Source organism: Pseudomonas sp. FP603 (genome assembly GCF_030687415.1).
Taxonomy (GTDB): Bacteria; Pseudomonadota; Gammaproteobacteria; order Pseudomonadales; family Pseudomonadaceae; genus Aquipseudomonas; species Aquipseudomonas wuhanensis.
Map to the genome: position 1 here is coordinate 1,287,073 of NZ_CP117431.1, position 21,768 is coordinate 1,308,840.

The following is a 21,768-nucleotide window of genomic DNA, read 5'->3' on the forward strand; positions in this document are numbered from 1 at the left end:
GTTGCTTGTGCGCTTAGCGCTTCAGCGAAGCTGGCAGGTGCGGCTGGATCGCCGTCAATACTGCCTTGAAGCATTTGGTGTTGCCGGCAACGATGTGGCCTTTCTCAAGGAAGTCGTGACCGCCGGTGAAGTCGCTCACCAGGCCGCCAGCTTCCTGGATCAGCAGGGCGCCTGCAGCCATGTCCCACTCGGACAGGCCCGACTCCCAGAACGCATCGAAACGGCCGGCGGCCACGTAGGCCAGGTCCAGGCTCGCCGAGCCAGCGCGGCGGATGCCGGCGGTCTGGCCAACCAGGGCGCGGAACATGCCCAGGTAGTTGTCGAGGTTGTCCATCTGGTCGTCGCGGAATGGGAAGCCGGTACCCAGCAGGGCGCCGTCCAGGCTGGTGCGGCCGCTAACGCGCAGGCGACGACCGTTCAGTTGGGCGCCGCGACCACGGCTGGCGGTGAATTCTTCCTGGCGAACCGGGTCCAGAACAACAGCGTGCTCCAGGCGACCGCGGTATTTGCAGGCAATGCTGACAGCGAAGTGAGGAATGCCGCGCAGGAAGTTGGTGGTGCCGTCCAGTGGGTCGATGATCCACAGGTACTCTTCGCCTTCGATGCCGCTACCGGCGTGCATGCCGGTTTCTTCACCCATGATCGAGTGATTAGGATAAGCCTTGCGCAGCGCATCGATGATTTTCTGTTCGGCGGCGCGATCCACCTCGGATACGTAATCCTTGGCGTCTTTTTCGTCGACCTTGATGGTATCCAGGCGCTCGATGGAGCGGAAAATCAATTCACTGGCGCTGCGGGCGGCGCGCAGCGCGATATTCAGCATGGGCTGCATGGATGTGTCACCTAAGGTTGTTAAAGAAAGCCGGGCATTCTATCAGAAAGTTTCTACAGGTGAAGGTCGGCGTTCGCTTTCATGGCTTAACGGTAGGATGGGATGTAAGATTCGGCTCCCCCTTTATGTTCGAGAGCGCCTCCCTTGCTGCAAAACATTCGTGTCGTCCTGGTCAATACCAGTCACCCCGGAAATATCGGCGGGGCTGCGCGTGCCATGAAGAACATGGGCCTGTCGCGGCTGGTGCTGGTCGAACCGCGGTTGTTCCCGCATCACGAGGCCGATGCGCGTGCGTCTGGCGCCGGTGACATCCTTGAAAAAGCTCAGGTCGTCGCCACTCTGGAAGATGCCTTGGTCGGCTGTAATCTGGTGCTGGGTACCAGTGCTCGTGATCGTCGCATTCCCTGGCCGTTGCTCGACCCCCGCGAATGCGGTGTGAAGGTGGTCGGGGAGGCGGAGCAGGGTGCCGAGATCGCATTGGTGTTTGGTCGTGAAGACTCCGGCCTGACCAATGAAGAGCTGCAGCGATGTCATTATCACGTGCACATCCCATCAGACCCCGAGTTCAGTTCGCTGAACCTTGGGGCGGCGGTGCAGGTGTTGAGCTATGAAGTGCGCATGTCCTGGTTGGCGGCTGCAGGTCAGCCGAGCAAGGTCGAGAAGGATGAAGTGGCGTCCACCAAGAGTGGTGAGCTGGCGACCATGGATGAGCTAGAGCGATTCTATGAACACCTGGAGCAAACGCTGGTGGCCATCGAATTCCTCGACCCGGAAAAACCACGGCACTTGATGGCGCGCCTGCGCCGTTTGTACGGACGCAGCTCGGTCAGCCGGGCGGAAATGAATATATTGCGTGGCATCCTCACGGAAACCCAGAAAGCGGCCCGTGGTGAGCTTCTAAAACGGAAGGATTAATGATGTTCGAGCGTTTGCGTGAAGATATCCAAAGTGTTTTCCATCGTGACCCGGCGGCGCGTAATGCTTTTGAGGTTCTGACGTGCTACCCGGGCATGCACGCCATCTGGATCCATCGCCTGTCGTCAGCGTTGTGGGGCATGGGCTGGAAATGGCTGGCGCGGCTGGTGTCGAACTTCGGTCGCTGGTTGACCGGGATCGAGATTCATCCGGGTGCCAAAGTGGGTCGTCGATTCTTTATTGACCATGGCATGGGCATCGTTATCGGTGAGACCGCCGAGATCGGCAACGACGTCACCCTGTATCAAGGCGTGACCCTTGGCGGCACCAGCTGGAACAAGGGCAAGCGTCACCCGACGCTGGAAGATGGCGTAGTGGTCGGGGCGGGCGCCAAAGTACTCGGCCCGTTTACGGTGGGTGCCGGGGCCAAGGTGGGGTCCAATGCCGTGGTCACCAAGGCGGTTCCGCCCGGGGCGACAGTGGTGGGGATTCCAGGGCGGATCATCGTCAAGTCCGATGAAGAGCAGGACGCCAAGCGCAAGGCCATGGCCGAGAAGATCGGTTTCGATGCCTACGGTGTCGGTGAAGACATGCCGGATCCGGTGGCACGAGCCATTAACCAGTTGCTCGATCATCTGCAGGCGGTAGATGGTCGACTTGAAGGCATGTGCGGGGCACTGAAGGATCTGGGTAGTAATTACTGTGCGAAAGATCTGCCTGAACTGCGCGAAGAAGACTTTGCCTGCGTGAAAGATAAGGATCAGAGTCAGGTCAGCTAGACCGAGTCGGCTTCTTCGCGGGCAAGCCTCGCTCCTACATGGATTGCGCGAATCCTGTGGGAGCGGGCTTGCTCGCGAAGAGCGATAACTCGCAATTGCTGGCTGTACACGGCCAGCCTTTGCTATGATGCGCGCGCTCTTTTGCGGGTAAACCTGACTAAAGTACTAGGTCTTATAGTTGACTTAAATACTCGGGAATTGCATACTCGCCCCATTCCGAACTCCGTGGTAATTGTCCATGCGACTGACTACAAAAGGCCGATACGCCGTGACCGCCATGCTTGACCTGGCGTTGCACGCGCAGCACGGGCCGGTGTCCCTGGCCGATATCTCCGAGCGCCAAGGCATTTCCCTGTCCTACCTCGAGCAGCTTTTTGCCAAATTGCGCCGCAGCAATCTGGTGTCCAGTGTTCGCGGTCCAGGCGGTGGTTACCAGCTGTCCCGCGATATGCAGGGGATTCAGGTCGCCCAGGTGATCGATGCGGTCAACGAATCGGTCGATGCAACCAAATGCCAGGGCCAGGGCGATTGCCATCAAGGCGACACCTGTCTGACCCACCACTTGTGGTGCGATCTGAGCCTGCAGATTCACGAATTTCTGAGCGGTATCAGCTTGGCTGACCTTGTAACTCGCCGTGAGGTGCAAGAAGTAGCCCAGCGTCAGGACCAGCGTCGTTGCAATAGCAAGGCGCCGCGCCTGGACAAGATTGAAGCGTCCGCCGTCGAATGACAGCCAAAGAGCTAGCGGCACGCCAGCCAGCCTGATTTAGGAGATAGTCCATGAAATTGCCGATTTACCTTGATTACTCTGCGACCACCCCGGTTGATCCGCGTGTCGCGCAAAAGATGAGTGAATGCCTGCTGGTCGACGGAAACTTCGGTAACCCGGCGTCCCGTTCCCACGTGTTCGGCTGGAAAGCTGAAGAGTCCGTCGAGAACGCTCGTCGTCAGGTCGCTGACCTGGTTAACGCCGACCCGCGTGAAATCGTCTGGACCTCCGGTGCCACCGAGTCCGACAACCTGGCAATCAAGGGTGCGGCGCATTTCTACTCCACCAAAGGCAAGCACCTGATCACCACCAAGATTGAGCACAAGGCTGTCCTCGACACCATGCGCCAACTGGAGCGTGAAGGTTTCGAAGTGACTTACCTCGATCCTCGCGAAGATGGTCTGGTCACTCCAGAGATGGTTGAAGCTGCCCTGCGCGATGACACCATCCTGGTGTCGGTCATGCACGTGAACAACGAAATCGGCACCATCAACGACATCGCAGCCATCGGCGAACTGACCCGCTCCAAGGGGATCCTGTTCCACGTCGACGCTGCTCAGTCCACCGGCAAGGTCGAGATTGACCTGTCGAAGCTGAAAGTCGACCTGATGTCGTTCTCTGCCCACAAAACCTACGGCCCTAAAGGCATCGGCGCGCTGTACGTCAGCCGCAAGCCGCGTGTGCGCATCGAAGCGACCATGCACGGCGGCGGTCACGAGCGTGGCATGCGCTCCGGCACCCTGGCGACCCACCAGATCGTCGGCATGGGCGAAGCGTTCCGTGTGGCCAAGGAAGACATGGCTGCCGAAAATGCACGCATCAAAGCCCTGAGCGACCGTTTCTTCAAGCAGGTCGAAGGCCTGGAAGAGCTGTACGTCAACGGCAGCATGACCGCTCGCGTACCGCACAACCTGAACCTGAGCTTCAACTACGTCGAAGGCGAGTCGCTGATCATGGCGCTCAAGGATCTGGCGGTTTCGTCCGGTTCGGCCTGCACCTCGGCGTCGCTTGAGCCTTCGTATGTACTGCGCGCCCTGGGCCGCAACGACGAACTGGCACACAGCTCGATTCGCTTCACCTTCGGCCGATTCACCACCGAAGAAGAAATCGACTACGCCGCGCAGAAAGTCTGCGAGGCCGTCACCAAGCTGCGCACTCTGTCGCCGCTGTGGGACATGTACAAAGACGGCGTCGACATTTCGAAAATCGAGTGGGCGGCACACTGATATTCAAGTCGCCGCAACCGGGCCCTGCGAATCCACGATTGGCAGGGTTTCAAGAGCGACTCCTGATGAGTGAGGATTAAGAATCATGGCTTACAGCGAAAAGGTCATCGACCACTACGAGAACCCGCGCAACGTCGGCAAGATGGATGCAGAAGATCCTGATGTCGGCACCGGCATGGTCGGCGCTCCGGCGTGCGGTGACGTGATGCGTCTGCAGATCAAGGTCAACGAGCAAGGCATCATCGAAGACGCCAAGTTCAAGACTTACGGTTGCGGTTCGGCGATCGCCTCCAGCTCCCTGGCGACCGAGTGGATGAAAGGCAAGACTCTGGATGAAGCAGAGACCATCAAGAACACTCAACTGGCCGAAGAACTGGCCCTGCCGCCAGTGAAAATTCACTGCTCCGTACTTGCTGAAGACGCTATCAAAGCGGCCGTTCGCGACTACAAGCAGAAGAAAGGCTTGATCTGACTTTCAAGATTTGGCGACGAGTAAGGAGTCACCGATGGCTATCAGCATGACAGAAGCGGCTGCTCAACACGTGCGACGCTCCCTCAACGGGCGCGGCAAAGGTGAAGGGATTCGCCTGGGTGTTCGCACCACAGGCTGTTCCGGCCTTGCCTACGTGCTGGAGTTTGTCGACGAGGTGGTGGCAGAGGATCAGGTGTTCGAAAGTCACGGCGAGAAAGTGATCATCGACCCGAAAAGCCTGGCCTACCTGGACGGCACCGAACTCGATTTCGTCAAGGAAGGGTTGAACGAAGGCTTCAAGTTCAACAATCCCAACGTGCGCGGTGAATGTGGCTGCGGCGAAAGCTTCAACATCTGAGGCTGCGCGTGGGTACTCCTTGTCATTTCGCTTTGTTTGAGCTGAAGCCGAGCTTCCGTCTGGATCTCGATCAGTTGGCCACGCGCTACCGTGAGTTGGCGCGCGGTGTTCATCCGGACCGCTTTGCAGACGCTTCCGAGCGTGAGCAGCGGCTGGCGCTAGAGCAATCCGCGAGCCTCAACGAGGCCTACCAGACGCTCAAAAGTCCCCCCAAGCGCGCGCGCTACTTGCTCGCCATGGGTGGTCGCGAGCTGCCGCTGGAGGTCACGGTGCATGATCCGGAGTTTCTTCTGCAGCAGATGGAGCTGCGTGAAGAGCTCGAAGACCTGCAAGACAGCGCCGATCTGGCGGGTGTCGCAGTGTTCAAGCGTCGCCTGAAGACTGCGCAGGATGAACTGAACGAAAGCTTCGCAGCCTGTTGGGATGATGCAGCGCAACGTGAACAGGCCGAGCGCCTGATGCGGCGTATGCAGTTCCTCGACAAGCTCACCTACGAAGTGCGCCAGTTAGAAGAGCGCCTCGACGATTAACCCAGTGCCGCTCCGGTCGCACGCCTGATATACAGATAAGTCCTGATAACGATGGCCCTACTGCAGATCGCCGAACCCGGCCAAAGTCCTCAACCGCACCAGCGTCGTCTGGCTGTGGGGATCGACTTGGGCACTACCAATTCGCTGGTCGCTGCATTGCGCAGTGGTCTTTCCGAGCCTCTGGCTGACGCGCAAGGGCAGGTCATCCTGCCGTCTGCCGTGCGCTATCACGCCGATCGCGTCGAAGTCGGCGAATCGGCCAAACTGGCCGCCGCGTCCGATCCTTTGAACACTGTGCTGTCGGTCAAGCGCTTGATGGGTCGTGGTTTGTCCGACGTCAAGCAATTGGGCGACCAGCTGCCGTACCGTTTCGTCGACGGCGAGTCGCACATGCCGTTCATCGACACTGTGCAAGGCCCGAAAAGCCCGGTCGAAGTCTCCGCCGATATCCTCAAAGTGCTGCGTCAGCGTGCTGAAGCGACCTTGGGTGGCGAATTGGTTGGCGCGGTGATTACCGTTCCAGCCTATTTCGATGATGCACAGCGTCAAGCCACCAAGGACGCGGCCAAGCTGGCCGGTCTGAACGTGCTGCGCTTGCTCAATGAGCCAACCGCTGCTGCGGTGGCTTACGGTCTGGATCAACAGGCTGAAGGCCTGGTTGCCATTTATGACCTGGGCGGCGGCACCTTTGATATTTCGATTCTGCGCCTGACCGGCGGTGTGTTCGAAGTGCTGGCTACCGGCGGCGACAGCGCTTTGGGTGGCGATGACTTCGATCACGCTATTGCTGGCTGGATTATCGAGGGCGCCGGTCTGTCGGCCGACCTCGATCCGGGTACGCAACGTAATCTGCTGCAAACCGCGTGCGCAGCCAAAGAAGCCCTGACCCATTGCTCGTCCGTCGAAGTCGCTTATGGTGACTGGAAGGCCGAGTTGACCCGTGAAGCCTTCAATGCGCTGATCGAGCCAATGGTTGCTCGCAGCCTGAAAGCCTGCCGTCGCGCGGTGCGTGATTCCGGTATCGAGCTGGAAGACGTTCATGCGGTGGTCATGGTCGGCGGCTCGACGCGCGTGCCTCGCGTCCGCGAAGCCGTTGCGCACGCCTTCGGTCGCGAACCGCTGACCGAAATCGATCCGGATCAAGTCGTGGCCATCGGTGCCGCGATCCAGGCCGATACCCTGGCTGGCAACAAGCGTGACGGCGGCGAACTGCTGTTGCTCGACGTGATTCCGTTGTCCCTGGGGCTGGAAACCATGGGCGGTCTGATGGAGAAGGTGATTCCGCGCAATACCACCATCCCCGTCGCCCGGGCTCAGGACTTCACCACTTATAAAGATGGTCAGTCGGCCATGGCGATCCACGTATTGCAGGGCGAGCGCGAGCTGATCAGTGACTGCCGCTCCCTGGCGCGCTTCGAATTGCGCGGTATTCCTGCGATGGTCGCTGGTGCGGCGAAGATTCGCGTGACCTTCCAGGTCGATGCAGACGGTCTGCTCAGTGTCTCGGCCCGCGAATTGGGTTCGGGTGTCGAAGCCAGCATTCAGGTCAAACCGTCCTACGGCCTGACCGACGGTGAAATCGCCAAGATGCTCAAGGATTCGTTCCAGCACGCCAACGACGACAAGGTCGCCCGCGTATTGCGTGAGCAGCAGGTCGATGCCCAGCGCCTGATCGAGGCGGTTCAGGGGGCTCTGGATGTCGACGGCGAACGCTTGCTCGACGCCGAAGAGCGCATGGTCATCGAATTGCAGATGCAGGAGCTGACCGAATTGATGAAAGGCACCGATGGTTACGCCATTGAGCAGCAGACCAAACGTCTGTCGCAAGTGACCGATGCCTTTGCTGCCCGCCGCCTGGACTCGACGGTGAAAGCCGCTCTGGCGGGGCGCAATCTGAATGAAATCGAGGAATAATTGATGCCGCAGGTCATTTTTCTGCCACACGAGAAGTTCTGCCCGGAAGGCATGGTTGTGGAGGCTGAGCCTGGCATATCCATTCTCGAACTGGCCCATGAACACCATATCGAGATGGAAAGTGCTTGTGGTGGCGTCTGCGCGTGCACCACTTGTCACTGCATCATTCGTGAGGGTTTCGACTCGCTGGAAGAGGCTGATGAGCTGGAGGAAGACTATCTTGATAAGGCCTGGGGGCTGGAAGCTCAGTCACGTCTGGCCTGTCAGGCAAAAGTCGGGACTGAAGACCTGACCGTTGAAATTCCGAAATACTCGCTCAACCATGCCGCCGAAGCGCCGCACTGATTCAAGGAACCGACATGAGTCTGAAATGGGTTGATGTGCTGGAAATCGCGATCCAGCTGGCTGAGTCAAAGCCGGGTGTGGACCCGCGTTATGTGAACTTCGTCGATCTGCACCAATGGGTGCTGGCATTGCCGGAGTTCAGTGATGATCCGACCCGCGGTGGCGAGAAGGTGCTTGAAGCCATTCAGGCCGCCTGGATCGAAGAAGCAGACTGAGTCTGTACCGTACGCAGTTAGGCAATACCAAAGAACCCGCGTATAATTCGCGGGTTTAATTTTTCGCAAATTACCGTTTCTGGAGTTACACCATGGCTGTTCAACGTACTTTCTCCATCATCAAGCCTGACGCCGTTGCTAAAAACGTGATCGGCAAGATCGTTTCCCGTTTCGAAGACGCTGGCCTGCGCGTTGTAGCTTCGAAAATGAAGCAACTGTCCAAAGCCGAAGCTGAAGGCTTCTACGCTGAGCACAGCGCTCGTGGTTTCTTCAACGACCTGGTTGCTTTCATGATCTCCGGTCCGGTTGTCGTTCAGGTTCTGGAAGGCGAAAACGCTATCGCTCTGAACCGTGAGCTGATGGGCGCTACCAACCCTAAAGAAGCTGCTGCCGGCACCATCCGCGCTGACTTCGCTGATTCCATCGACGCCAACGCTGTACACGGTTCGGACTCCGAAGCCGCTGCTGCTCGCGAAATCTCGTACTTCTTCGCAGCTACTGAAGTAACCACTCGCTAAGCATTGGCTTAAGAGTGAAGGTGAATCCATGACTACATCGACTGTAAAAACCAACCTGCTGGGTCTGACTCAACAGGAAATGGAAAAATTCTTCGACTCAATCGGGGAGAAGCGTTTCCGTGCCGGTCAGGTAATGAAATGGATTCACCACCTTGGCGTTGATGATTTCGACGCCATGACGAACGTCAGCAAGGCCTTGCGCGACAAGCTCAAGGCCATTGCTGAAGTCCGCGGCCCCGAAGTGGTCAGCGAGGACATCTCCACCGATGGCACCCGTAAGTGGGTGGTGCGCGTGGCGTCCGGTAGCTGCGTCGAGACCGTGTACATTCCCCAGGGCAAACGCGGCACTCTGTGCGTTTCGTCCCAGGCAGGCTGTGCCCTGGATTGCAGCTTCTGCTCCACCGGCAAGCAAGGTTTCAACAGCAACCTCACCGCCGCCGAAGTGATCGGTCAGGTGTGGATTGCCAATAAATCGTTCGGCAGCATCCCGGCGACCGCCGACCGTGCCATCACCAACGTGGTGATGATGGGCATGGGTGAGCCGCTGCTGAACTTCGACAACGTCGTGGCCGCCATGCATCTGATGATGGATGACCTGGGCTACGGGATCTCCAAGCGCCGCGTAACCCTGTCCACTTCGGGCGTGGTGCCGATGATCGATGAGTTGTCCAAGCACATCGACGTGTCCCTGGCGTTGTCGCTGCACGCACCAAACGACGCATTGCGTAACCAATTGGTGCCGATCAACAAAAAATATCCGCTTAAGATGCTGCTCGAGTCGTGCCAGCGCTACATGTCGTCCCTGGGCGAAAAGCGCGTGTTGACCATCGAGTACACCTTGCTCAAGGACATCAACGACAAGGTTGAACATGCCGTTGAGATGATCGAGTTGCTCAAGAACATCCCGTGCAAGATCAACCTGATTCCGTTCAACCCGTTCCCGCATTCCGGTTACGAGCGCCCGAGCAACAACGCGATTCGCCGGTTTCAGGATCAGCTTCACCATGCAGGCTTCAATGTCACCGTACGCACCACCCGCGGTGAAGACATCGATGCCGCGTGTGGCCAATTGGTAGGGCAGGTGCTGGATCGCACCCGTCGCAGCGAACGTTATATCGCCGTGCGCGAATTGAGCGCCGAAAACGATATCGCAACAAACGCCGCGAACAATAATTAAGAGAGGATCTCTATGTCCCTGCGCTTCGCGCTGCTTGTGCTGTTGGCCAGCCTCTGTGCTGGTTGTGTCCTGTCGGGCGATTTCAACCCGATGAAGACCAGCAAGGGCCGTGATGAAGCGCGTGCCGCCTACGTGCAGCTGGGCCTGGGGTATCTGCAGCAGGGCATGACCGAGCGCGCCAAAGTCCCGTTGAAGAAGGCCTTGGACCTGGACAGCTCGGATCCTGACGCCAACGCGGCACTGGGGCTGGTGTTCCAGGCCGAGATGGAACCGGAACTGGCCGATCAGCATTTTCGCAAGGCACTGTCCTCTCGTCCCGCCGATGCGCGAATCCTGAATAACTACGGCAGTTTTCTTTTCGAAGAGAAACGTTACAAAGAGGCGTACGAACGCTTCGAACAGGCCGCTGCCGATACCCTGTATCCTGAGCGTTCACGGGTTTTCGAAAACCTGGGCATGACCGCTTCAAAGCTTGGCCAGCGTGATCTGGCCCGCCAGCAACTGGAAAAAGCCCTGCGTTTGAATCGACAACAGCCACGTGCATTGCTGGAAATGGCTGAGTTGTCTTACGAAGACAGGCATTATGTGCCCGCGCGTGACTACTACGACCGTTTTAGCCTGCTCACCGAACAAAATGCACGTAGTCTATTGCTCGGCGTTCGGCTGGCAAAAGTGTTCGAAGATCGCGACAAGGCCGCCAGTTTTGGCCTGCAATTAAAACGACTCTATCCCGGTACGCCGGAATATCAGCAATACCTGTCGGAGCAATGATGAAAGCGGCGCATCCCGAAGTTGTAGCAGCGAATCGCGTTAACCCCGGTGAGACTTTGCGCCAGGCCCGCGAAAGCAATGGCTGGTCGCTGGCCGAAGTGGCCCTCAAGCTCAACCTCACCGTCAATTCCCTGAGCAATCTGGAAGCTGGCGCTTTCGACAGGCTGCCTGGGCACACCTTTGCTCGTGGCTATATTCGCGCGTATGCCAAATTGCTCGGTATGGACCAAACTATTCTGGTCCAGCAGTTCGACCAATCCACCGGCACCGACTCACAGGGCAGCAACGTCCACAGCCTGGGGCGTATCGAAGAGCCGGTTCGGGTTTCCCACACCATTTTGCGAATTGTCAGCCTGCTGTTGCTGCTCGCGGTGATTGGCGGTGGTTTTATCTGGTGGCAGGATCAAACTTCATTGCGCACCAAGGACCTGATCGGCCTGGCTCCGGAACACGTTGAAGTCGAAGGCGCCGACGGCACCACCCAGATCCATCCACTGGACGAGCCGGAAGACCAAGCGGTTGCGCAGGGGCAGGCTGAAGGTGAGACGCCTCTTGCGCTGCCTCAGACCGAGACTTCGACCGAAGAGCCAGTCAGTGCCGAAACGAGCGCGCCGGCGCCAGCAGCTCCAGCAGTAACGCCTGCGGCGGCGGCCCACAGCACTGCTCCGGTGGTCGCGACACCGGCGACGCCTGCCCCGGCTGTTCCCGCTGTACCTGCACCGGTTGTCACGGCCCCGATTGCTCCGACCGCCCCGGCTCCAGCTCCGGCAGCTCCGGTGGCCGGCCAAGGCCAGGTGCAACTGCAATTCACCGCCGATTGCTGGACGCAAGTGACCGATGGCACGGGTAAGGTGCTGTTGAGTGGTCTCAAGCGTAAAGGCGAAAATGTTACTGTCAGCGGCAAACCGCCTTTTTCCGTGCGTCTGGGCTTCGCCCGTGGCGCGCAGGTCAGTTACAACGGGCAGGTGGTTGATGTCGCTCCGTTCACCAGTGGCGAGACTGCTCGCCTGAAGTTGGGTCAATAAGTCATGCACGGCGAATCTCCAATCAAACGTCGCGAATCCCGCAAGATCTGGGTCGGTAACGTGCCCGTGGGCGGCGATGCGCCTATCGCTGTTCAGAGCATGACCAACAGCGACACCAATGACGTGGCCGCCACCGTGGCCCAGATCAATCGTCTGGAAGCGGCTGGCGTCGATATCGTGCGGGTTTCCGTGCCGGACATGGACGCCGCCGAAGCCTTCGGCAAGATCAAGCAGCTGGTCAAAGTGCCGTTGGTGGCCGACATCCACTTCGACTACAAGATCGCTTTGCGCGTAGCCGAACTGGGTGTGGATTGCCTGCGGATCAACCCGGGCAACATCGGTCGTGAAGACCGCGTGCGTGCGGTGGTCGATGCCGCCCGTGATCGCGGGATTCCAATCCGCATCGGCGTCAACGCCGGCTCCCTGGAAAAAGACCTGCAAAAGAAATATGGCGAGCCGACTCCGGCTGCGCTGGTCGAGTCCGCCTTGCGTCACGTTGAACACCTCGAGCGCCTGAATTTCCAGGACTTCAAGGTCAGCGTGAAAGCCTCCGACGTGTTCATGGCCGTCGCCGCTTACCGCTTGCTGGCCAAGGAAATCGTCCAGCCGCTGCATCTGGGTATTACCGAAGCCGGTGGTTTGCGCTCAGGCACAGTGAAATCCGCCGTGGGCCTCGGTATGCTGCTCGCCGAAGGGATTGGCGATACTATTCGCATCTCGTTGGCGGCCGACCCGGTCGAGGAAGTGAAAGTCGGCTACGACATTCTCAAATCCCTGCACCTGCGTTCCCGTGGAATCAACTTCATCGCCTGCCCGAGCTGCTCGCGGCAGAACTTCGATGTGGTCAAAACCATGAACGAGCTGGAAGGGCGTCTCGAAGACCTGCTGGTGCCGCTGGATGTCGCGGTAATCGGTTGCGTGGTCAACGGGCCGGGCGAAGCCAAGGAAGCCCATATCGGCTTGACCGGCGGTACGCCAAACCTGATTTACATCGACGGCAAGCCGGCGCAGAAACTGACTAATGACAATCTGGTGGATGAGCTCGAACGATTGATCCGCCAGAAAGCGGCCGAAAAGGTCGAAGCCGACGCGGCTGTAATCGCTCGCGGCTGAGCCTGACTGAAGAGCCGAACGAATTTAAGGATTTAAAGTGAGCAAGTCTCTGCAAGCCATTCGTGGCATGAACGACATCCTGCCCGAACAGACTCCCCTGTGGCGTCATTTCGAGGGCACCGTCTCGCGTTTGCTGGATAACTACGGTTACAAGCAAATCCGCATGCCGATCGTCGAGTTCACCGAGCTGTTCAAACGCTCCATCGGTGAAGTGACCGACATCGTCGAAAAAGAGATGTACACCTTCGAGGACCGCAACGGCGATTCCCTGACCCTGCGCCCTGAAGGCACGGCGGCCTGTGTGCGTGCGGTGCTCGAGCACGGCATCACCGGCGGCGGCCAGGTGCAGAAACTCTGGTACATCGGCCCGATGTTCCGTCACGAACGTCCACAGAAAGGTCGTTATCGCCAGTTCCACCAGATCGGTTGCGAAGTCTTCAACCTCGACGGTCCGGACATCGACGCCGAGCTGATCGTGCTGACCTGGCGCCTGTGGGGCGAGCTGGGTATCCGCGATGCGGTCAAGCTCGAACTCAATAGCCTGGGCACCAGCGAGTCCCGTGGCCGTTATCGTGAAGCCCTGGTCGAATACCTGTCCGCTCGCCTGGATCAACTGGACGAAGACAGCCAGCGTCGTCTGAAGACCAACCCGCTGCGGGTTCTGGATACCAAGAACCCCGACACCCAAGCGGCATTGGCCGACGCGCCAAAAATGGCCGACTACCTCGACGAAGAATCCCGCGTGCACTTCGAGGGCCTCAAGACTCGTCTGGACGCCGCCGGCATTCCTTATGTGATCAACCCGAAGCTGGTTCGCGGGCTGGATTACTACAGCAAGACCGTTTTCGAATGGGTCACCGACAAGTTGGGCGCTCAGGGCACCGTGTGTGCCGGTGGTCGTTACGACGGTCTGGTGGAGCAGATGGGCGGCAAGCCGACCACGGGCGTCGGTTTCGCCATGGGCATCGAGCGTCTGGTGCTGCTGCTTGAAACCCTGGAGCAGATTCCCGAAGAAATCTCCCGTCAGGTCGATGTCTACCTCTGCGCCTTCGGTGAAGCCGCCGAACTGGCCGGTCTGGTCCTGAGCGAGCGTATTCGTGATCAATTGCCCAACCTGCGCCTGCAAGTCAATGCCGGCGCCGGCAGCTTCAAAAGCCAGTTCAAGAAAGCCGACAAGAGCGGTGCGCTGTACGCATTGATTCTCGGTGAGGACGAAATGGCCCAGCAAGTGGTAGGTTTCAAACCCCTGCGTGGCCAGGGCGAACAACAAAGCATTGCCTGGGATGCGCTTGCTGCACACCTGGCCACCTGCGTCGTGCAGGGTTGAAGCTGTCAAACAGCCGATTTAGCGATTAAGGAGTATTGGGGTGTCGAGTACCGAAGACGAACATCTGGCGGAGTTGAAGGACTGGTGGACACGCAACGGCAAGCCCCTGGTCACTGGCGGCCTGTTGGCGCTGGTCATCGTGTTCGGCTGGCAGGCCTTTCAGAAGTATCAGAGCAATCAGTCGCAAGGCGCCTCGATTCTCTATCAGCAATTGCTCGAAACCACGCTGACGCCTGACGGCAAGCCTGATGCTGCACGTGTTTCGGACCTGGCCGGCAAGCTCAACAGCGAGTTCGGCGGCACCGCTTACGCGCAATACGGCAGCCTGTTCATGGCGAAAGTCGCGGTCGACAGCGGCAAGCTGGACGACGCAGCCACCGAGCTGAAAGCCATTGTCGACAAACCGGCCAATCCGGCACTCGGCGAAATTGCCCGTCAGCGCCTGGCGCAGGTGCTGGCCGCGCAGAACAAGGTCGATGAAGCCCTGAAACTGCTCGAAGGCGATGCCGACAAAGCTTTCCTGGCTACTCGCGAAGAACTCAAAGGCGACCTGCTGGTGCAGTTGGGTCGTACCGACGAAGCGAACACGGCGTATCAAAAAGCCAAGGCGGCACTGTCGGATGAAGCGGCGGTCGGCGGCCTACAAATCAAGCTGGACGACCTGGCCAAAGGGGATGCGTGACGTGATCCGTTGGAAACATGCAGCATTGCTGGCTCTGGCCATATTGGCCGCGGGTTGCAGCAGCAACAGCAAAAAAGAATTGCCACCGGCCGAGTTGACCGACTTCAAAGAAGAAGTGGTTCTGCAGAAGCAGTGGAGTCGTTCGATCGGTGACGGTCAGGGCGAAACCTACAACATGCTGGTTCCGGCGATCGATGGCGATACCATCTATGCCGGCGACGTCACCGGTGTGGTGATGGCGATGGATCGCAGCAATGGCGACGTCAAATGGAAGAAAGATCTCGAACTGCCTGTCTCCGGCGCCGTTGGCGTGGGTTACGGTCTGGTCATGATCGGCACGCTCAAGGGCGAAATCGTTGCCCTGGATGCCAGCAGCGGTGAAGAGAAATGGCGCGCTCGCGTGACCAGTGAAGTGCTCGCGCCGCCGGCCACCAACGGTGACGTTGTTGTGGTTCAGACCCAGGATGACCGTCTGATCGGTCTGGATGCCGCTACCGGCAACCAGCGCTGGTTGTATGACAGCACGCCAGCGGTTCTTACTCTGCGCGGTACCAGCGCACCGATCGTCACCAACCGCCTCGCGGTGGCTGGCCTGTCGACTGGTAAAGTGGTCGCTCTGGATGTTTCCAACGGCGTGCCGGTGTGGGAACAGCGCGTAGCGATTCCACAAGGTCGTTCGGAGCTGGAGCGTGTGGTCGATATCGACGGTGGCTTGCTGCTGTCCGGCGGTACGCTGTATGTCGCCAGCTATCAGGGTCGTGTTGCGGCACTGGACCTGGAAAGCGGCCGTCAGCTCTGGCAGCGTGATGCTTCCAGTTATGCCGGCGTTGCTCAGGGTTTTGGCAGCGTCTACGTGAGCCTGTCCGCAGGCACCGTTGAAGGCGTCGACGAACGTTCTACCACTGCGTTGTGGAGCAACGATTCGCTGGCCCGCCGTCAACTGTCGGCTCCGGAAGTGTTCTCCAGCTATGTTGCAGTCGGTGATATGGAAGGCTACCTGCACCTGCTGAGTCAGGTGGACGGTCGTTTCGTCGGCCGCGAGCGCATCGACAGCGATGGCCTGCGTGCCCGTCCGCTGGTGGTGGGTGACACGATTTATGTGTATGGCAACAGCGGCAAACTGGAAGCCCTGACCATCAAGTAAAGACTATGCTTGGGGTTTAACCCCCAAGCGGCCTTGCTCTGCAAGGTTTGCGGCACTCCCAAGTGCTGCCCCGAGCACCAGCCGCTGCCTCGCAGCGGCTTTTGTATTTTCTGAAATAACGAAGTGGAGAGCCGCATGGTTCCCGTAATCGCCCTGGTGGGCCGACCGAACGTCGGCAAGTCCACCTTGTTCAACCGCCTGACCAGGACTCGCGACGCCATCGTCGGCGACTTGTCCGGTCTGACCCGTGATCGCCAGTACGGTGAGGCCAAGTGGCAAGGGCGTTCCTACATTCTGGTCGACACCGGCGGTATCTCCGGTGACGAGCACGGTATGGACGAAAAAATGGCCGAGCAGTCGCTGCTGGCCATTGAAGAAGCGGATGTCGTTTTATTCCTGGTAGATGCCAAGGCCGGTTTCACCGCGGCCGACCAGATGATCGCCGAGCACTTGCGCAAGCGTAACAAGCGTTCTTACGTGGTTGCCAACAAGGTTGACAACATCGACCCTGAAATGGCCCGCGCCGAATTTGCTCCGTTGGGCATGGGCCACGCGATCCCGATCGCCGGTGCCCATGGTCGTGGCATCACCCAGATGCTGGAAATCGCCCTGAGCGACTTCCCGAAAGACGAAGAAGAGCAGGAAGAAGGCGAAGAAGAAATCGTTGCCGAAGGTGAGGAAGCCAAGCGCATTCCTGGCCCAAGCGAAAAAGACGGTATCAAGATCGCCATCATCGGCCGTCCGAACGTCGGCAAGTCGACCCTGGTCAACCGCATGCTCGGTGAAGACCGGGTTATCGTTTATGACCAGCCCGGCACCACCCGCGACAGCATCTACATCCCGTTTGAACGTAACGACGAGAAGTACACGCTGATCGACACCGCCGGTGTGCGCAAGCGCGGCAAGATCCACGAAGAAGTTGAAAAGTTCTCCGTGGTCAAAACCCTGCAAGCGATCAAAGACGCCAACGTGGTGATCTTCGTGATGGACGCCCGCGAAGGCGTGGTGGACCACGACCTCAACCTGCTGGGTTTTGCCCTTGAAGCCGGTCGTGCGCTGGTTATCGCGATCAACAAGTGGGACGGCATGACGCCGAGCGAGCGCGACTTCGTGAAGGTCGAGCTGCAACGTCGACTGTTCTTCGTCGACTTCGCCGATATCCACTTCATCTCGGCCCTGCACGGCACTGGCGTAGGCAACCTCTACGCGTCGGTACAGAACTCGTTCAAGTCTGCGGTCACCCGCTGGCCGACCAACCGCCTGACCCAGATTCTGGAAGATGCGGTTGGCGAGCACGCGCCGCCGATGGTCAACAACCGCCGGATCAAGCTGCGTTATGCCCACTTGGGTGGTGCGAACCCGCCGATCATCGTGATCCACGGTAACCAGATCGAGAAGGTTCCGAAGTCTTACGTCCGTTACCTGGAAAACACTTACCGTCGTGTGCTCAAGCTGGTCGGTACGCCGATCCGCATCGAGTTCAAGGGTGGCGAGAACCCGTACGAAGGCAACAAGAACACGCTCACTGACCGTCAGGTCAACAAGAAGCGTCGTTTGATGACTCACCACAAGAAAGCCGACAAGAAGCGCCGCGACAAGCGCTGATTTGAGGCTAACCCGGTTCCTGTGGGAGCGGGCTTGCCCGCGATGAACGATAACGCGGTGTACCTGTGACACCGCGGCGTGACCATCGCGGGCAAGCCACGCTCCCACAGGATCGGGTTACAGAAAGGGCGCTATAGGCGCCCTTTTTTTATGGGCGCCGTTTGGGCTATTCTCGAGCTCTCCCGTGCCGTCGTAGAGCCGGGTGTAGAGCCAGGGAATCACCGATGATCACCAGTAAGCTGCCGAATGTCGGCATCACTATCTTCACTCAGATGTCTCAGCTTGCGGCGCAAACCGGGGCGATCAATCTGTCTCAGGGGTTTCCCGATTTCGACGGCCCGCAGGCCTTGCGCGATGCAGTTGGTCGGCACATCGCCAGTGGCCACAACCAGTATTCGCCGATGACTGGCCTGCCGGTGTTGCGTCAGCAGATTGCGGCGAAGATCGCTCGCAGCTATGGCGCCCATGTCGATGCCGACAGCGAAGTGACAGTCACTCCCGGCGCGACTCAGGCAATCTTCTGCGCCATTCAGGCGGTGATCCACGGCGGCGATGAAGTGATCGTGTTCGATCCTGCCTACGACAGTTATGAACCTTCGGTGGAGCTGGCCGGTGGCCGTTGCGTGCATGTGCAACTGGGTCTGAAAGACTTTTCCATCGACTTCCAGAAGCTAGCTGAAGCCATTACACCGCGCACGCGGATGATTATCCTCAATACCCCGCACAACCCCAGCGGCGCGCTGATCAGTCGTGCCGAGCTCGATCAACTGGCGGCGTTGATCCGCGACCGCGATATCTATGTGATCAGCGACGAGGTCTACGAACACCTGGTATTCGACGGCGTGCCTCACGTCAGCGTATTGGCCCACGAAGAGCTCTATCAACGCGCATTTGTGGTCAGTTCGTTCGGCAAGACCTACCACGTCACTGGCTGGAAAACCGGTTACGTAGTGGCGCCGCCAGCCCTTAGCGCCGAGCTGCGCAAGGTTCACCAGTACGTCAGTTTCTGCGGCGTGACGCCGCTGCAATACGCTTTGGCCGATTACATGGCCGAGCACCCGGAACACGTCGAAGAGTTACCGGGTTTCTATCAGGCCAAGCGCGATCTGTTCTGCGATCTGCTGGCGCCGTCACGCTTCAGTTTCAGCCGCGTGGCGGGTACTTACTTCCAGCTGGTCGATTACTCGCAGATTCGCCCGGACCTCAATGACGTCGAGATGGCACTGTGGATGACCCGCGAACATGGCGTCGCGAGCATCCCGATCTCGGTGTTCTACCAGACTCCACCGGTCGGCCAGCGCCTGGTGCGCCTGTGCTTTGCCAAGCGCGAGGAGACCCTGCGTGAAGCAGCGGCAAAACTATGCGTGATCTGAGTGCTCTGCCCAATCTGAATGTCGCGCTGATCCAGACCACCCTGGTCTGGCATGATCGTCAGGCCAATCTGGAGCATTTCGAGCCCTTGCTGGAACAGGCTCGTGGCGCGGACCTGATCATCCTTCCGGAGATGTTCACCACCGGTTTCTCCATGGAGTCGGAAACCCTCGCCGAGCCGGAAAATGGCCCCACCAGTAAATGGCTGCGGGTTCAGGCAGCGAAACTGGATGCGGTGATTACCGGCAGCATCATCGTCCAGGTGGCTGACGGCAGTCATCGCAATCGTCTGTTGTGGGCGCGGCCGGACGGGGAGGTGTGGCATTACGACAAGCGTCACCTGTTCCGCATGGCGGGTGAGCACAACCATTTCACCCCGGGCGAGCGTCAGGTGCAGTTCGAATTGAAGGGCTGGCGAGTGCGGCCGCTGATTTGCTACGACCTGCGTTTCCCGGTCTGGAGCCGCGACCCTCAAGACACCGACTTGTTGCTGTACACCGCCAATTGGCCGGGCGCCCGGCGCCAGCACTGGAACCGTTTGCTGCCGGCACGGGCGATTGAAAACCTCTGCTATGTGGCAGCGGTGAACCGCATCGGTACCGATGGCAAAGGCTTTGCGTATACCGGTGACAGTCAGGTGCTGGATTTTCAGGGTGAGACGTTGCTTGGCGCAGGCGATGCCGATGGGGTCTTCAAGGTCGTTCTGGACGCGGCGGAGCTGGCGGCTTATCGCACGCGGTTTCCGGCGAATCTGGATGCGGATACCTTTGAGTTCACCTGAGATTTTCGCTGCCTGACAGGGCCTCATCGCGGGCAAGCCCGCTCCCACAGTTGACCGGTGTGACACAGATTTTGTGTACACCACAATCCCATGTGGGAGCGGGCTTGCCCGCGATGAGGCCCTGACAGGCGACACAAAAAATACAGGCAAACAAAAAGGCCCCAAGGTTCACACCCCGGGGCCTTTTGCATTGCAGCGCAGACTTACGCCGCTTTCGCTTCCGGCTGGCTCAGGGAGCGGTTCAGCGCGCTGAACAGCGCCTTGAAGCTGGCGGTGGTGATGTTTTCATCGATGCCGACGCCATGCACCGCACGCTCACCGTTTACGCGCAGTTCAATGTAGGCCGCAGCCTTGGCATTGGTGCCCGCGCCGATGGCGTGTTCGTTGTAGTCCATGATTTCCACCGGAATCGGCAGGCCGGCCACCAGTGCTTCCAGAGCGCCGTTGCCCTTGCCGCGCCAGTGCAGGTTGGTTTCGCCCTGACCTTTGCTGGAGACTTCCACTTCCACGGCGCTGTGACCGTTTTCTTCCTGCAAGCGATGGCTGACCAGCGCGTACGGGGTATTGGCCTGCAAGTACTCGCTGTGCAGCAGCGCGTGGATCTGCTGGGCTGTCATCTCCAGACCCAGGCGATCGGTTTCACGCTGCACGACCTGGCTGAACTCGATCTGCATGCGGCGCGGCAAGTTGATGCCGTATTCCTGTTCCAGCAGGTAAGCGATACCACCCTTGCCCGACTGGCTGTTGACGCGAATCACCGCCTCGTAGCTGCGACCGATGTCGGCCGGGTCGATCGGCAAGTACGGCACTTCCCACAGCTCGTCCGGTTGCTGCTGGGCGAAGCCCTTGCGGATCGCATCCTGGTGGGAGCCGGAGAACGCGGTGTGGACCAGGTCGCCAACGTACGGGTGACGTGGGTGCACAGGAATCTGGTTGCACTCTTCGACGACTTTGCGCACGCCATCGATGTCGGAGAAGTCCAGCTCGGGGTCGACGCCCTGGGTGTAGAGGTTCAACGCCACGGTTACCAGGTCGACGTTACCGGTACGCTCGCCGTTGCCGAACAGGCAGCCTTCGACACGGTCGGCGCCGGCCATCAGGCCCAGCTCGGTGGCGGCCACGCCAGTGCCACGGTCGTTGTGGGTGTGCAGGCTGATGATCACACTGTCACGGCGGTTGATGTGGCGGCCGAACCATTCGATCTGGTCGGCATAGATGTTCGGGGTGGCGCATTCGACGGTGGCAGGCAGGTTGAGGATCACCTTGTGCTCAGGCGTCGGGTTCCACACTTCGATCACCGCGTCGCAGACTTCCTTGGCGAATTCCAGTTCAGTGGCGCTGAAAGTTTCTGGCGAGTACTCGAAAGTCCACTCGGTTTCCGGCTGCTGGGCGGCGTATTTGACGAACAGCTTGGCGGCGTTCACGGCGATGGCCTTGATCCCGTCCTTGTCCTGATTGAAGACAATGCGGCGGAAGGAAGGGGAGGTCGCGTTGTACAGGTGAACGATGGCTTTCTTGGCACCGCGCAGGGATTCGAAGGTACGTGCGATCAAGTCTTCACGGCCCTGGGTCAGCACCTGAATGGTGGTGTCGTCCGGGATGTGGCCGTCTTCGATCAGGGTACGCACGAAGTCGAAGTCGGTTTGCGAAGCAGCCGGGAACGAGGCTTCGATTTCTTTCACGCCGACTTGCACCAGGGTTTTCCAGAAACGCAGCTTCTTGACCGCGTCCATGGGCTCGATCAGCGACTGGTTACCGTCACGAAGGTCCGAGCTGCACCAGATCGGCGCTGCGGTGATGGTCTTTGATGGCCAGGTGCGGTCCGGGATGTCGATGGTCGGGAACGCGCGGTATTTAGAAGACGGGTCTTTGAGCATGCTCATCGGGAAATCCTTATTG

General features: G+C 59.2%; 23 protein-coding genes. 21 read left to right on the forward strand and 2 right to left on the reverse strand.

The annotated features are described in order from the left end of the window. Positions 1 to 13: 13 nt before the first annotated feature. Positions 14 to 832 carry an inositol-phosphate phosphatase gene (suhB, locus tag PSH65_RS06025; protein ID WP_008070994.1) on the reverse strand — a complete coding sequence of 273 codons (819 nt, stop codon included), beginning with the start codon at positions 830 to 832 and terminating at the stop codon, positions 14 to 16. A gap of 144 nt (positions 833 to 976) precedes the next feature. Between suhB and trmJ the strand changes: the two genes are divergently transcribed. The 21 genes from trmJ to PSH65_RS06130 all read left to right on the forward strand — a co-directional run bounded on the left by trmJ (position 977) and on the right by PSH65_RS06130 (position 19,869). Then, positions 977 to 1,747, forward strand: coding sequence for a tRNA (cytosine(32)/uridine(32)-2'-O)-methyltransferase TrmJ (gene trmJ, locus PSH65_RS06030; RefSeq protein ID WP_305425339.1), 771 nt, complete (start codon positions 977 to 979; stop codon positions 1,745 to 1,747). A gap of 2 nt (positions 1,748 to 1,749) precedes the next feature. Continuing rightward, complete coding sequence (gene cysE, locus PSH65_RS06035; RefSeq protein WP_305426948.1) at positions 1,750 to 2,526, forward strand: serine O-acetyltransferase; 777 nt, start codon at positions 1,750 to 1,752, stop codon at positions 2,524 to 2,526. A 238-nt stretch (positions 2,527 to 2,764) separates the two neighbouring features. Next, positions 2,765 to 3,256 (forward strand): Fe-S cluster assembly transcriptional regulator IscR, encoded by a 492-nt coding sequence (iscR, locus tag PSH65_RS06040; RefSeq protein ID WP_007903581.1) that lies wholly within the window; start codon positions 2,765 to 2,767, stop codon positions 3,254 to 3,256. Positions 3,257 to 3,306: 50 nt separating this feature from the next. After that, a complete protein-coding gene (locus PSH65_RS06045; protein ID WP_305425340.1) occupies positions 3,307 to 4,521 on the forward strand; it encodes an IscS subfamily cysteine desulfurase in 1,215 nt (404 codons plus the stop codon). A gap of 85 nt (positions 4,522 to 4,606) precedes the next feature. Further along, complete coding sequence (gene iscU / locus PSH65_RS06050; RefSeq protein ID WP_003443374.1) at positions 4,607 to 4,993, forward strand: Fe-S cluster assembly scaffold IscU; 387 nt, start codon at positions 4,607 to 4,609, stop codon at positions 4,991 to 4,993. Positions 4,994 to 5,027: 34 nt separating this feature from the next. Next, complete coding sequence (gene iscA / locus PSH65_RS06055) at positions 5,028 to 5,351, forward strand: iron-sulfur cluster assembly protein IscA (RefSeq protein ID WP_007903589.1); 324 nt, start codon at positions 5,028 to 5,030, stop codon at positions 5,349 to 5,351. A gap of 8 nt (positions 5,352 to 5,359) precedes the next feature. Continuing rightward, on the forward strand, positions 5,360 to 5,881 hold the full coding sequence (gene hscB, locus PSH65_RS06060) for a co-chaperone HscB (RefSeq protein ID WP_008070981.1): 522 nt from the start codon (positions 5,360 to 5,362) through the stop codon (positions 5,879 to 5,881). 51 nt (positions 5,882 to 5,932) lie between these two features. Then, positions 5,933 to 7,795, forward strand: coding sequence for a Fe-S protein assembly chaperone HscA (gene hscA, locus PSH65_RS06065; protein WP_305425341.1), 1,863 nt, complete (start codon positions 5,933 to 5,935; stop codon positions 7,793 to 7,795). Between the two features lie 3 nt (positions 7,796 to 7,798). Continuing rightward, the gene (gene fdx / locus PSH65_RS06070; RefSeq protein WP_018927066.1) at positions 7,799 to 8,140 is read left to right on the forward strand and encodes an ISC system 2Fe-2S type ferredoxin; all 342 of its coding nucleotides are present in this window, start codon (positions 7,799 to 7,801) and stop codon (positions 8,138 to 8,140) included. 14 nt (positions 8,141 to 8,154) lie between these two features. After that, a complete protein-coding gene (gene iscX, locus PSH65_RS06075) occupies positions 8,155 to 8,355 on the forward strand; it encodes a Fe-S cluster assembly protein IscX (protein WP_305425342.1) in 201 nt (66 codons plus the stop codon). Positions 8,356 to 8,447: 92 nt separating this feature from the next. Beyond that, a complete protein-coding gene (ndk, locus tag PSH65_RS06080) occupies positions 8,448 to 8,873 on the forward strand; it encodes a nucleoside-diphosphate kinase (protein ID WP_305425344.1) in 426 nt (141 codons plus the stop codon). 28 nt (positions 8,874 to 8,901) lie between these two features. After that, a complete protein-coding gene (rlmN, locus tag PSH65_RS06085; protein WP_007903600.1) occupies positions 8,902 to 10,050 on the forward strand; it encodes a 23S rRNA (adenine(2503)-C(2))-methyltransferase RlmN in 1,149 nt (382 codons plus the stop codon). Between the two features lie 12 nt (positions 10,051 to 10,062). Next, on the forward strand, positions 10,063 to 10,821 hold the full coding sequence (pilW, locus tag PSH65_RS06090) for a type IV pilus biogenesis/stability protein PilW (RefSeq protein WP_007903601.1): 759 nt from the start codon (positions 10,063 to 10,065) through the stop codon (positions 10,819 to 10,821). Further along, entirely contained in the window at positions 10,821 to 11,846 is a 1,026-nt protein-coding gene (locus PSH65_RS06095; RefSeq protein WP_305425345.1) for a RodZ family helix-turn-helix domain-containing protein, read from the forward strand. The genes pilW and PSH65_RS06095 overlap by 1 nt, the downstream gene beginning before the upstream one ends. Positions 11,847 to 11,849: 3 nt before the next feature. Then, positions 11,850 to 12,959, forward strand: a complete 1,110-nt coding sequence (ispG, locus tag PSH65_RS06100; RefSeq protein WP_008070966.1) for a flavodoxin-dependent (E)-4-hydroxy-3-methylbut-2-enyl-diphosphate synthase — start codon at positions 11,850 to 11,852, stop codon at positions 12,957 to 12,959. 37 nt (positions 12,960 to 12,996) lie between these two features. Beyond that, complete coding sequence (hisS, locus tag PSH65_RS06105; RefSeq protein WP_305425347.1) at positions 12,997 to 14,286, forward strand: histidine--tRNA ligase; 1,290 nt, start codon at positions 12,997 to 12,999, stop codon at positions 14,284 to 14,286. A 40-nt stretch (positions 14,287 to 14,326) separates the two neighbouring features. Further along, on the forward strand, positions 14,327 to 14,968 hold the full coding sequence (locus PSH65_RS06110; RefSeq protein ID WP_305425348.1) for a tetratricopeptide repeat protein: 642 nt from the start codon (positions 14,327 to 14,329) through the stop codon (positions 14,966 to 14,968). Next, complete coding sequence (gene bamB, locus PSH65_RS06115; protein ID WP_305425349.1) at positions 14,961 to 16,112, forward strand: outer membrane protein assembly factor BamB; 1,152 nt, start codon at positions 14,961 to 14,963, stop codon at positions 16,110 to 16,112. Before PSH65_RS06110 ends, bamB begins: the two co-directional genes overlap by 8 nt. A gap of 135 nt (positions 16,113 to 16,247) precedes the next feature. Beyond that, positions 16,248 to 17,717: a ribosome biogenesis GTPase Der gene (gene der / locus PSH65_RS06120; protein WP_305425350.1), complete on the forward strand. Its 1,470-nt coding sequence runs from the start codon at positions 16,248 to 16,250 to the stop codon at positions 17,715 to 17,717. A 224-nt stretch (positions 17,718 to 17,941) separates the two neighbouring features. Next, entirely contained in the window at positions 17,942 to 19,090 is a 1,149-nt protein-coding gene (locus PSH65_RS06125) for a pyridoxal phosphate-dependent aminotransferase (protein WP_305425351.1), read from the forward strand. Further along, the gene (locus PSH65_RS06130; protein WP_305425352.1) at positions 19,078 to 19,869 is read left to right on the forward strand and encodes an amidohydrolase; all 792 of its coding nucleotides are present in this window, start codon (positions 19,078 to 19,080) and stop codon (positions 19,867 to 19,869) included. The genes PSH65_RS06125 and PSH65_RS06130 overlap by 13 nt, the downstream gene beginning before the upstream one ends. A 203-nt stretch (positions 19,870 to 20,072) precedes the next feature. On the opposite strand, the gene leuA is transcribed toward PSH65_RS06130, so the two are convergent. Beyond that, a complete protein-coding gene (gene leuA / locus PSH65_RS06135; protein WP_305425354.1) occupies positions 20,073 to 21,752 on the reverse strand; it encodes a 2-isopropylmalate synthase in 1,680 nt (559 codons plus the stop codon). Between the last annotated feature and the right edge of the window lie 16 nt (positions 21,753 to 21,768).

Coding starts and splice junctions, on each gene's coding strand:
- PSH65_RS06125 (WP_305425351.1), top strand. CDS start 17,942: ATGATCACCAGTAAGCTGCCGAATGTCGGCATCACTATCTTCACTCAG.
- PSH65_RS06045 (WP_305425340.1), top strand. CDS start 3,307: ATGAAATTGCCGATTTACCTTGATTACTCTGCGACCACCCCGGTTGAT.
- leuA (WP_305425354.1), bottom strand. CDS start 21,752: ATGAGCATGCTCAAAGACCCGTCTTCTAAATACCGCGCGTTCCCGACC.
- bamB (WP_305425349.1), top strand. CDS start 14,961: ATGCGTGACGTGATCCGTTGGAAACATGCAGCATTGCTGGCTCTGGCC.
- iscA (WP_007903589.1), top strand. CDS start 5,028: ATGGCTATCAGCATGACAGAAGCGGCTGCTCAACACGTGCGACGCTCC.
- iscU (WP_003443374.1), top strand. CDS start 4,607: ATGGCTTACAGCGAAAAGGTCATCGACCACTACGAGAACCCGCGCAAC.
- suhB (WP_008070994.1), bottom strand. CDS start 832: ATGCAGCCCATGCTGAATATCGCGCTGCGCGCCGCCCGCAGCGCCAGT.
- rlmN (WP_007903600.1), top strand. CDS start 8,902: ATGACTACATCGACTGTAAAAACCAACCTGCTGGGTCTGACTCAACAG.
- PSH65_RS06095 (WP_305425345.1), top strand. CDS start 10,821: ATGAAAGCGGCGCATCCCGAAGTTGTAGCAGCGAATCGCGTTAACCCC.
- der (WP_305425350.1), top strand. CDS start 16,248: ATGGTTCCCGTAATCGCCCTGGTGGGCCGACCGAACGTCGGCAAGTCC.
- cysE (WP_305426948.1), top strand. CDS start 1,750: ATGTTCGAGCGTTTGCGTGAAGATATCCAAAGTGTTTTCCATCGTGAC.
- iscR (WP_007903581.1), top strand. CDS start 2,765: ATGCGACTGACTACAAAAGGCCGATACGCCGTGACCGCCATGCTTGAC.
- ispG (WP_008070966.1), top strand. CDS start 11,850: ATGCACGGCGAATCTCCAATCAAACGTCGCGAATCCCGCAAGATCTGG.
- PSH65_RS06130 (WP_305425352.1), top strand. CDS start 19,078: ATGCGTGATCTGAGTGCTCTGCCCAATCTGAATGTCGCGCTGATCCAG.
- ndk (WP_305425344.1), top strand. CDS start 8,448: ATGGCTGTTCAACGTACTTTCTCCATCATCAAGCCTGACGCCGTTGCT.
- iscX (WP_305425342.1), top strand. CDS start 8,155: ATGAGTCTGAAATGGGTTGATGTGCTGGAAATCGCGATCCAGCTGGCT.
- pilW (WP_007903601.1), top strand. CDS start 10,063: ATGTCCCTGCGCTTCGCGCTGCTTGTGCTGTTGGCCAGCCTCTGTGCT.
- fdx (WP_018927066.1), top strand. CDS start 7,799: ATGCCGCAGGTCATTTTTCTGCCACACGAGAAGTTCTGCCCGGAAGGC.
- hscA (WP_305425341.1), top strand. CDS start 5,933: ATGGCCCTACTGCAGATCGCCGAACCCGGCCAAAGTCCTCAACCGCAC.